The organism is Streptomyces lycii, from assembly GCF_009735685.1.
GTDB lineage: Bacteria > Actinomycetota > Actinomycetes > Streptomycetales > Streptomycetaceae > Streptomyces > Streptomyces lycii.
Genome location: NZ_WHPN01000050.1, coordinates 1 through 10,726, shown reverse-complemented (window position 1 = coordinate 10,726; position 10,726 = coordinate 1). Strand labels below are relative to the sequence as shown.

General features: G+C 75.5%; 6 protein-coding genes and 1 pseudogene. 5 read left to right on the top strand and 2 right to left on the bottom strand.

The features are described 5' to 3' along the window. Nucleotides 1-75 precede the first annotated feature (75 nt). Nucleotides 76-630, bottom strand: a complete 555-nt coding sequence (locus GCU69_RS02725; protein WP_156205025.1) for a hypothetical protein — start codon at nucleotides 628-630, stop codon at nucleotides 76-78. A 9-nt stretch (nucleotides 631-639) separates the two neighbouring features. Between GCU69_RS02725 and GCU69_RS02720 the strand changes: the two genes are divergently transcribed. From GCU69_RS02720 to GCU69_RS02700, 5 genes are all read left to right on the top strand, one after another. Beyond that, complete coding sequence (locus GCU69_RS02720) at nucleotides 640-2,028, top strand: serine/threonine-protein kinase (protein ID WP_156205024.1); 1,389 nt, start codon at nucleotides 640-642, stop codon at nucleotides 2,026-2,028. 156 nt (nucleotides 2,029-2,184) lie between these two features. Continuing rightward, nucleotides 2,185-4,203, top strand: coding sequence for a serine/threonine-protein kinase (locus GCU69_RS33380; RefSeq protein WP_235978169.1), 2,019 nt, complete (start codon nucleotides 2,185-2,187; stop codon nucleotides 4,201-4,203). Nucleotides 4,204-4,304: 101 nt separating this feature from the next. Continuing rightward, nucleotides 4,305-6,089, top strand: coding sequence for a serine/threonine-protein kinase (locus GCU69_RS02710; protein ID WP_156205023.1), 1,785 nt, complete (start codon nucleotides 4,305-4,307; stop codon nucleotides 6,087-6,089). Nucleotides 6,090-6,263: 174 nt separating this feature from the next. Then, nucleotides 6,264-7,895 (top strand): succinic semialdehyde dehydrogenase, encoded by a 1,632-nt coding sequence (locus GCU69_RS02705; RefSeq protein ID WP_156205022.1) that lies wholly within the window; start codon nucleotides 6,264-6,266, stop codon nucleotides 7,893-7,895. A 179-nt stretch (nucleotides 7,896-8,074) separates the two neighbouring features. Next, nucleotides 8,075-9,937 carry a GMC oxidoreductase gene (locus tag GCU69_RS02700; protein WP_156205021.1) on the top strand — a complete coding sequence of 621 codons (1,863 nt, stop codon included), beginning with the start codon at nucleotides 8,075-8,077 and terminating at the stop codon, nucleotides 9,935-9,937. Between the two features lie 265 nt (nucleotides 9,938-10,202). On the opposite strand, the pseudogene GCU69_RS32445 reads toward GCU69_RS02700, so the two are convergent. Then, nucleotides 10,203-10,726: pseudogene (locus tag GCU69_RS32445) on the bottom strand (glycosyltransferase family 4 protein); the annotation flags it as partial.

The following is a 10,726-nucleotide window of genomic DNA, read 5'->3' as shown; positions in this document are numbered from 1 at the left end:
GGTCGGCCCGCCCCCGAGCCGGAGAGCGGCACCGGGCGGACCGGGCCGGCACCCGCACCGCAGCGCCGGGACCGTTCAACGGCAGGCCCCGTCCGGCTCCCGGCTCGCTACGACCGGCCGACGGAAGAGCCGTACGACCAGGAGGACCCGCGGCACGAGGACCCGCGGCACGAGGATCCGCGGCACGACGAGCCGCAGGACCGCGGTGCCGGCCGGACCTCCGTACAGCCGTACGGGCAGACCGCGCCGGAGCGCGGTGAGCGGTCGCCGTACGACCGGGGCGAGGATCGCTTGGCCGGGCGGTCGCCGTACGACCGGGGCGAGGATCGCTTGGCCGGGCGGCAGCCGTACGACCCGGCAGCCCGGCGACAGGATGAGCCGCAGCCGTACGAGCAGGAGACGCGGCGACACGACGGGCGGCAGCCGTACGGGCAGGGCAGCCCGCCGCACGGCGAGCCGCGGGGCGGCGGCGACCGGGCCGCCGTACAGCCGTACGGGCGGCGCGACACGTACGGCGGGCAGCCGCAGGAGCGCGGTGGCTTCCCGGGCGCCGTGCAGCCGTACGACCGGGCCGGCCGGGACGACCGAGCCACCGGGGAGGGCACCCGGCCCGGCCGGGGCGCGCACCACGGCGCCCCCGTGGACACCCCCGCAGGTGCCCCCCGGAGCGGCACCGCGCCGGCCGTCGCCGCCAGTCGCTGGGACGATCTCGTCGCCGCCGGCCGGGGCCCGGGCGGGCTGCGCGGGCCCGCGACGCCGCTCGCCGCCGAGCGGGCGCGGCAGGCGCGGCTCGTCGTCGTCGGGGCGGTGACCGAGCGGTGGGCCCCGGAGCAGGCCGGTCCGGTCCGGGGGAACTGGCAGCTCGCGCCGCCGATCGGGCCCGCGACCGATCTGTGGGCCGTCGGCGCGCTGCTGTTCCGGGCCGTGCAGGGCCACGCCCCGTATCCCGAGGAGAGCGCCGCCGAGCTGGTGCAGCTTGTGTGCACCGAGGCCCCCGCGTTCGCCGAGGAGTGCGGGGCCCTGCGCCCGGTCGTGGAGTCGCTGCTGCGGCAGGACCCGGCGGAGCGCCCGGAGTTCGAGGAGCTGCGCGGCTGGCTGCGGTCGCTGATCCGGACGGCGCCGGAGCCGGACCTCGGCAGCAGGACCGTCACCGTGCCGTCGACCGGACCGGAGGAACCCCGCGATCCGCGGCGGCTTCCGGTGCTGCGCCGCCGGGGCGAGCTGGTGCGGCGGCGCCGCGGCGCCGCCCAGGCCGTCGTGCACGGCCGGCACAAGCGGGCGAAGGAGCACCGGCGCGGCCCGCGCAGCCTCGGCCGGACACTGCTGGTGCTGATCCTGCTGGCGCTGGCGGGAGCCGTCGCGTACGCGATGCTGTTCATGCCCCGGGCCGGGGAGACGGGCGACAGCGGAGCGGACCGCACCGGTGCGGCCGGGGCGGCGAGTTCCGCGCCCGACGTGCCGCCCGCGGACTCCGGGGACGACCCGGACGAGGGAGCCGGGAGGACGAACGGCGGCAGCGGCGAACGGGAGCCGGAGTCGTCCGGATCGCCGCAGACTTCCGAACCGGCGAACCTCGCCAAGGGCTTCGGGATCCGGAAGGACCCGGCGGGATTCCAGGTCGCGGTGCACGAGGACTGGCAGCGGCAGGGGGAGAACTCGCTGGGCCAGATCCGGTACACCCGGGGCCGCTTCGAGCTGGTCGTGGTGCCGGGCCGGGACGGGGTGGACGAGTTCGGCAACGACCCGATGGCGTACCAGCAGGACGCGGAGCGCGAACTGGCGTCGTTCCGGGAGTCGCAGTGGTCGTCGGCCTCCGGTCTGCGCCGGATCGACGTGGGGGACACGGCGATGGCGGAGGGCGCCTTCACCTGGCGCGACGACAGCGACCGCGAAGTTCACACTCGCAATCTGGCGATGATTCTCGACGGCCGCTACCACGTCGTCCAGGTCACCGGTCCGGTCGCCGACAAGCAGGAAGTGGCGCACCACTTCGAGCAGGCGACGGCCACGTACCGTACGACCGGCTGACGCGGTGGCACGGCGGCGGCCGGGTGCGCCGGGGCCGCCGAGGGCCCCCGAAGGCCCGCCAGAGTGGCCGAAAAACCCTCCTGGCAGGGAAGTTTAATTCGAACCGGCACGCGACGGCCCTCGGAACGGCTGAAAACCTGGTGCACCATGGGCTGCATGGGGAGCTTCGGGGCGGAGAGCCCGCTGATCGCAGGCCGTTACCGGCTGCACGCCCGGCTCGGCCGGGGCGGCATGGGAACCGTATGGCGTGCCACCGACGAGCTGCTCCACCGTCAGGTCGCCGTCAAAGAGATTCACGTGGGCGAAGACCTGCCCGAGAGCGACGCGCGGTCGCAGCGTGAGCGCACCCTGCGCGAGGCCCGTACGATCGCGCAGTTCAAGCATCCGAGCCTGATCGTCGTGTACGACGTGGTCGAGCAGGACGAGCGGCCCTGGATCGTGATGGAGCTGGTCGACGGACAGTCGCTGGCCGAACGCCTGGCCGCCGAGGGCCCGGTACCGCCGCGCGAGGCGGCCCGGATCGGTCTGGCGCTGCTGGGTGCCCTCCAGGTGGCGCACCGGCACGGGGTGCTGCACCGCGACCTCAAGCCGGCCAACGTGCTGCTGGAACGCGGGGTGGGCCGGGTCGTGCTCACCGACTTCGGCATCGCGCACGTCGAGGGCGGCACGACCATCACGGAGCGGGACACCTTCGTCGGCTCCCCGGAGTACACCGCCCCGGAGCGGATGGCGGGCACGGGCACCGGTCCGGAGTCCGACCTGTGGTCGCTGGGCGTGCTGCTGTGCGCGGCGCTGAGCGGCCGGACCCCGTTCCAGCGCGACTCCCTCGGCGGGGTGCTGCACGCCGTCGTCGCCGACGAGATCCGGCCGCCCGACGCCGCCGCCCCGCTGCTGCCGGTGATACGGGGCCTGCTGGAGCGCGACCCGGCGCACCGGCTGCCCGCTCCGACGGCCGAGGCGCTGCTGCGGGTCTTCCTGCGCACCAACCGCATGCCGCAGCTTCCGAACGCGTACGCGCCCGCCGACCGGGTGCCCGCCGAGTTCCGCCCGCCGGAGGAGTCACCGCCTCCCGGCGGGGCGCCGGGCCTTCCGGGAGCGCCGGGTCCGGTGCCCGAGGACCGGCTGCCGTTACGGTTCCGCGGGCGCCGCGGGCGTACGGCGCTGGCGGCCGCGCTGATGGTCGCCGCCGCGGGCGGGGCCGGGGTCGCGGCGGTGGCGATGCTGGTGAACGGTGACGGCACCCCGCTGGACGACCGCACGTCCACCTCGCGCCCGGACGACCCCGCGGAGACGGGCGACGACGGCCCGGGCGGGCACCCGGAGCCCGGCGGGTCGCTCACCAGCCGGCCGACGGCCACCCTCTCCTCCCGGGACCCGGAGCCGAGTTCGTCCGCCTCTTCGGGCTCACCGACGCCCGGCTCGCCGTCCGCGACCTCCCCGGTCCCGGCCGGTCCGGGCTCCGCGTCCCCGGCGGCGGCGTCCCGGGCGGCGGCGTCCCGGGCGGCGGACCAGGGTCCGGGAGCGGGCACGGAGGCTCCCGGTGGCGGACCCGGGACCGCGGCCGGACCCGGGGGAACGGCTCGTCCCGCGGCCGTGCCCGGCCCGGGCTCCCGCCCCCTCTCCGGTCCCGCCGCCCGGGCGGCGGCCCGCCCGGTCCCGCAAGCGACGCCCCTCTCCCTCCCGCGGCCGGCCCGGCAGCCCGCCCCGCAAGCCACGCCCGAGGCCACGCCCCAGTCCACGCCCCAGTCCACTCGGCAGCCCACTCGGCAGGGCATCCCGAAGTCCCCCTCACGGTCCGCCCCGCAGACCACCGTGCAGACCACCCCGCAGACCGCCCCGCAGGCGCTGCCCCGGGCCGCGCCCCGCGCCTTCGCCCCGGGGGCCCACCGCCCGGCCGCGTCTCATCCGGCCGGCACCGTGACCGGCACCGTGACCGGCACCGCGACCGGCACCGCGACCGGCGTGACGACCGGCACCGCGACCGGTACCGGGGCCGACGGCGCGACCGGCACCGCGGCCGGCGGAGCAGCCCGTGCGGCAGCCCGCGCCGCGGCCCGCGAACGGCCCGCCGAACCGCGCCCGGAACCGCGCCCGGAACCGCGTCCCGCACAGCATCCCGCGGACACCGACTCGGCCACCGACGCCCACCGGGAACACCCGCGCGCCGACTGGTAGCCGGGCCCCGGCGCCGCCGGGGCGCCGCTCCGCGTCACAGCGCCGCATCACTCGTCCCGGGCGAGTGGAATTCCCGTACCCGTAAGCGGTATTGATGGCCCATGAGCAACGACGGGGGACGGGCCGACGAGCCCACCAGTTACGCACTCCGGCCGCCGGACCGCGCACGGTCCGCGGGCTCCGCGGGAAGTCCCGAGCCGGCCGGGGCACCCGGCGGCACGCCGTTACCGGCGCAGCCCGCACCCGGACAGCCACCGGCAGCGGCCGCCGCGGACCAGGCACCGGCCCGGTCACAGGCACAGCCACCCGCACAGCCACCCGCACAGGCGCAGCCACCCGCACCGGCGCCGGAACCGGCCACGCCGCCCGGGTACGAGCCCACGCGGGCGGTGGCCGCCCCGGAGAGCGGGCGGCTGATCGGCGGGCGGTACCGGCTCACGGGGCGCCTCGGCCACGGCGGCATGGGAACCGTCTGGAAGGCCCGCGACGAGGTCGTCGAGCGCGATGTCGCCGTCAAGGAGCCGCGGATCCCCGACCATCTGCCGGAGCACGAGCGGCAGACGGTCCACCGGCGGATGCGCCGCGAGGCACGCGCCGCCGCCGGGATCGACCACCCGTCGGTCGTGACCGTGCACGACGTGGTGGTCGAGGACGGCCGCCCCTGGATCGTGATGGAGCTGCTGCGCGGCAGCTCGCTGGGCGACCGGCTCGGCGAGGGCATCCTGGATCCCCGCGAGGCCGCCCGGATCGGCCTCGACGTGCTCGGCGCGCTGGCCGCCGCACACGAGGCGGGCGTGCTGCACCGGGACGTCAAGCCGGACAACGTCCTGCTCGGCCGGTACGACCGGGTGGTGCTCACCGACTTCGGCATCGCGCAGGTCGAGGGTGAGCAACGGCTGACGGAGACCGGCGGGTTCGTCGGGTCGCCGGAGTACATCGCGCCGGAACGGGTGCTGGGCCGGCTTCCCGGCCCCGAGTCCGACCTCTGGTCGCTCGGTGTGCTGCTCTACACGGCGGTCGAGGGCGTGTCCCCGTTCCGCCGCGCCAACACCCCGGCCACGCTCCAGGCCGTGCTGTCGGCCGAGCCGGCCGCTCCGTCGCGGGGCGCCGGGGCGCTGGGCCACCTGATCATGCAACTGCTCCGCAAGGATCCGGCGGCCCGCCCCGCGGTGCCCGAGATCCGCCGTGCCCTGACGAGCGTGGCACATCCGCCGCAGCCCCCCGCCTCACTCCTCGCGACCCGCGCCATGACCCCGGGCGGCGGCACGGGCGGCCGCTTCCTGCGCGCGCTCCGTACCAGCAGGAGGGCGCGGTTCGGCCTCGGCGGCGCGGTGGCACTGGCCCTGGCGGTGACCCTGGTCCTGCAACTGGCCGACCCCTTCGCGTCCGACGCCCCGCCGGAGGGCTGGGTGGTCCGGGAGGAGGGCGAGGTCGTCAAGGCCTCGCTGGCCGTGCCGAAGGACTACCGGCGCACCGTGGCGACCGACGAGGCGAAGGTCAGCTTCGCCGATCCCAGCGGGGTGTTCTCCGTGAGCCTGTGGCGGGTGGACGACGCGGAGGAGGCCGAGCCGCTGGAGCGCGAGGCCCGTTCCTGGGCCGACTGGTACAAGGGCGGCGCCGACAGCACCATGCAGGACGTCACGAGCACGGTCCGGGACGCGACCCGGCAGGGCCGGCCCGCCAAGGACGTGGTCACCACCTACCGGAGCTACGGCAGCGCGGAAACCGACATCACCCGCCACCAGATCGACCATCTGTACGTCAACGACAAGGACACCGTGTACTGGCGGCTGCTCGTGCAGATGCCCGCGGAAGGCGAGGCGAGGGCCGACGGGGAGAAGCTGTACGCGGAGATCGTGGAGCACCTCAGGATCCAGGAGCTGTGACGACGGGCGCTGACGTGTGTGCCGAAACGGTTGGTGCCACAATCGTGTCCATCCCGCCGGAACGCCGCTGACCAGGGCCGTTGTGCCAGTGAACACTGGCACGGTGTGGAGTTGCCGTGAAAAGGGGTTACCGCCGGGTACACAAAAGCTTCCGGCAGGCATACGCTCCCCGGCATGACGGACTCCCAGGCCCCCGTACAGGACGCCGCCCCCGCCGCCGCGGGCGGCAACCCTGTCTTCACCGCGCCCGCCGGCACCCGCACCGCCGCCGATGTGGTCACCCCCGAGCTGGTCGCCCGGCTCACGCGGGGCGTCAGCGGCAGCGGGGTGACCGCCAACCACACCCCCTTCGGCGGCGACCGGCTGGCGGAGCTGCCGGAGTCCACCCCGGAGGACGTCGCGGAGGCCGTCGCCCGGGCCCGTACGGCACAGCGCTCCTGGGCGGCCTTGTCGCCGCGCCGCCGCGCCGCCGTGCTGCTCCGCTTCCACGACCTGGTGCTGGCCCGGCAGTCGGAGGTCCTGGACCTGGTGCAGCTGGAGACCGGCAAGACCCGGCTGCACGCGCACGAAGAGGTGCAGATCGCGGCGATATCCGCCCGTCACTACGGCCGCAAGGCGCCGTCCTACCTGCGGCCCAGGCGGCGCACCGGAGCCGTCCCGGTGCTCACGAAGGTCACCGAGCTGCGGCAGCCGCGCGGCGTCATCGGCATGATCACCCCCTGGAACTACCCGCTCGCGCTCTCCGTCGGCGACGCGCTCCCGGCCTTCGCCGCGGGCAACGCCGTCGTGATGAAGCCGGACACCGAGACCGCCCTCACCGCCCTGTGGGCCCGCCGGCTGCTGATCGAGGCGGGGCTGCCCGAGGAGCTGTGGCAGATCGTCCTCGGTGACGGCCCCGTGGTCGGCCCGGCCGTCGCCGCGCACGCCGACTACATCTCGTTCACCGGCTCCACCCCCACCGGCCGCGAGGTCGCCCGGAACGCCGCGGACCGCCTGATCGGCTGCTCCCTGGAGCTCGGCGGCAAGAACGCGATGATCGTGCTGCGCGACGCGGACCTGGACAAGGCCGCCGACGGCGCCGTCCGTGCCTGCTTCCCGTCCGCCGGCCAGCTGTGCATCGCGGCCGAGCGGCTGTACGTCCACGAGTCCGTCGCCGACGACTTCCTGGAGCGCTTCGCCGCCCGCGCCCGGGCGCTGCGGCTCGGCACCGCCCTCGCGTACGGCGCCGACATGGGCTCCCTCGCCTCCGAGCGCCAGCTGGCGACCGTACGCCGGCATGTGGACGAGGCCGTCGAGAAGGGCGCGACCCTCGTCACGGGCGGGAGGCACCGCCCCGACGTCGGGCCGTTCTTCTACGAGCCGACCATCCTCGACGGAGTGCGCGAGCCGATGGCCGTCTGCACCGAGGAGACCTTCGGCCCGGTCGTCTCCGTCTACCGCTTCACCGACGAGGACGAGGCCGTCGAGCTGGCCAACGCCACCGACTACGGGCTGAACTCCAGCGTCTGGACCAGGGACGGCCGCCGCGGCCGCGCCCTCGGCGCCCGGCTGTGCACCGGCTCCGTCAACGTCAACGAGAGCTACGCCGCCGGCTACGGCAGCGTCCAGGCGCCGATGGGCGGCATGGGCCAGTCCGGGATCGGCCGCCGCAACGGTGCCGAGGGCATCCTGAAATACACCGAGGCGCAGACCGTCGCCCAGCAGCGGATCATGCCGCTCGCCCCGTCCTTCGGGCTGGACGACGAGAAGTACGCCGCCTTCATGTCGCTGAGCCTGCGCGTGATGAAGGCCGCCCGCCTCCGCTGACCCGCCGCCGGCCCTGCCCCCCGGGGCCGGCGGCGTCCCCCACAACCCCCACAGCAGCTCCAGCCCCCGCCGGCACCCGCCGTGAGCCGACGGCGCGGACCGCCCCCGGCCCGCGCCCGCGGCGCGGTGTCCCGACGGCGCACCAGGACGAGACCGACGAGCACGGGAGGGCCGACACCGTGGCCGAGGACAGTTACGACTACGACGTCATCGTCGTGGGCTCCGGCTTCGGCGGATCCGTATCCGCCCTGCGCCTGACCGAGAAGGGCTACCGCGTCGGGGTGCTGGAGGCCGGCCGCCGCTTCACCCGCGACACGCTGCCGAAAAACTCCTGGGACCTGAAGAACTTCCTCTGGGCGCCCGCCCTCGGCCTCTACGGCATCCAGCGCATCCATCTGCTGAACAACGTCATGATCCTCGCGGGCGCCGGCGTCGGCGGCGGCTCCCTCAACTACGCCAACACCCTCTACGTCCCGCCGCGGCCCTTCTTCGAGGACACCCAGTGGGGCCACATCACCGACTGGCAGGAGGAGCTGGCGCCCTACTACGAGCAGGCGCAGCGGATGCTCGGCGTCCGGCTGAACCCGACGACGACGCCCTCCGACGTGCACCTCAAGGCCGCCGCGGAACGGATGGGCGTCGGCGACACCTTCCATCTCGCGCCGGTCGGCGTCTTCTTCGGCGACGGCAAGGACGCGGAGGGCCGCGTCACGGCGCGGCCCGGCGAGGAGGTGCCGGACCCGTACTTCGGCGGCGCGGGCCCGTCCCGCAACGCCTGCAACGAGTGCGGCGAGTGCATGACCGGCTGCCGTCGCGGCGCGAAGAACACCCTCAACGAGAACTACCTGTATCTCGCCGAGAAGGCCGGTGCCGTGGTGCACCCCATGACCTCCGTCACCGCCGTCGCCGAGGACGGCACGGGCGGCTACCGCGTCAGCACCGTCCCCACCGACAAGAAGCGGTCCGTGCCCGAGGTTCTGCGCGCCCGGCAGGTCGTCGTCGCCGCCGGTACGTACGGCACCCAGACGCTGCTGCACACCATGCGCGACCAGGGACTGCTGCCCCGCATCTCACCGAAGCTCGGCACCCTGACCCGCACCAACTCCGAGGCCCTCGTCGGCTCGATGACCTCCCACGCCCGCTACCGGAAGACGCACGGCGAGCGGCCGGACTTCACCAAGGGCGTCGCGATCACGTCCTCGATCCACCCGAACGAGAACACCCACATCGAGCCGGTCCGCTACGGCAAGGGCTCCAACGCCATGGGCCTGCTGACCACGCTCCAGGTGCCGCACGGCTCGCGGCTGCCCCGGGCCCTCGCGCACGTCCTGCATCTCGCCCGGCACCCGCTGCTGACGCTCCGCTCGCTGTCCAACTACAAGTGGTCCGAGCGGACCATCATCGGCCTGGTCATGCAGAGCCTCGACAACTCGCTGGACACCTACCGCAAGCCGAAGGGCCTCGGCAAGGGACTGCTCACCGCCCGGCAGGGCCACGGCGCGCCCAACCCGCTGTTCATCCCGGAGGGCGCCGAGGCCGCCCGGCTGATGGCCGAGGACATCAACGGCTTCCCCGGCACCAATGTCGGCGAGGTCATGGGCACCCCGCTCACCGCGCACTTCCTCGGCGGCTGCCCGATCGGCGAGGACGCCGACCACGGCGTCATCGACCCGTACCACCGGCTCTACGGGCACCCCGGCGTCCATGTCGTGGACGGCTCCGCCGTCTCCGCGAACCTGGGCGTCAACCCCTCGCTGACCATCACCGCGCAGGCCGAGCGCGCCATGTCGCTCTGGCCGAACAACGGCGACCCCGACCCGCGTCCGGCGCAGGGCGAGGAGTACCGGCGGCTGGCCGCGGTCGAGCCGGTGAGCCCCGCGGTACCGGCGGACGCCTTCGGGGCGCTGCGGCTCCCGGTCGTGCTGCCGGTCCCCGCGGTCCCGCCGAAGGCGGCCACCGGGGAGGCGGCCGCGGCGCAGGTCGCGGACGAGGCGGCGGAGGAGATGGACCGCCCGGCGGCACAGGACCCTGCCGGTACCTGACCGCGCGGTCTTCGTGCGGACCGCCCGGTCCCGGGGGTGGTGAAGGGCACCTGGTCGAAGGAGCGGCTGATCGCTTCGGGACGGACGGGCGTGGAGCCGTTCCCGCTGCTCCGCGGGACCGCGGCCTGCGAGGTGCCGGGCGCTGGGCCGACCGCCGCCGTTCGGCATGATCGCTCGCGCACCTGCGGCGGGCCCGCGGGCACAGCCGCGCGGCCGGGCATGACGGGCCGTCGGGCGCGGCGGGCGGGCCGGTCCGGGGGAGGAGTCAGTCCCCGGCGGCCGCGCCGCCCCGCGCGCTGATCGCCAGGTCACCCGCGGGCGTGAAGTACGGCCGCAGACGGACCGCGCCGTGCTCCGGGTGCCCGTAGCGGAGCGCGGGCAGCACATCGGTGTGCTTGCGGTCCACGCCGTCGCCTCCCAGCCGCCCGACGGACACCGGCTCCCGCCCGGGGCCGGGAACCAGCCGCAGGTCCCACACCCGGGGCTGCTCCGCGTCCGGCAGCCCGCGCCGGAGGAGGTCCGCGGCCGGCAGCCGGAAGGTGAACCCGCCCGCTCCGAGAACCCGGACGGGTACCTCGGCGTCGTACTCCGGGCCCTGCCGGGACACGGCCCGGACGACCGCGCCGCCGCCGGAGACGTCCGCCCGCAGCGCACGGGCGGTGACGGTGACGGCCTCCTCGCCGACGAGCACGTGCTCGGTCTCGGCGTGCGCGGGACGCCGCCAGGCCCGCAGCGCGACATAGCCGTCGGCGGTGGGGTACGGCACCAGGGCCGACACGGCGTCCGGGC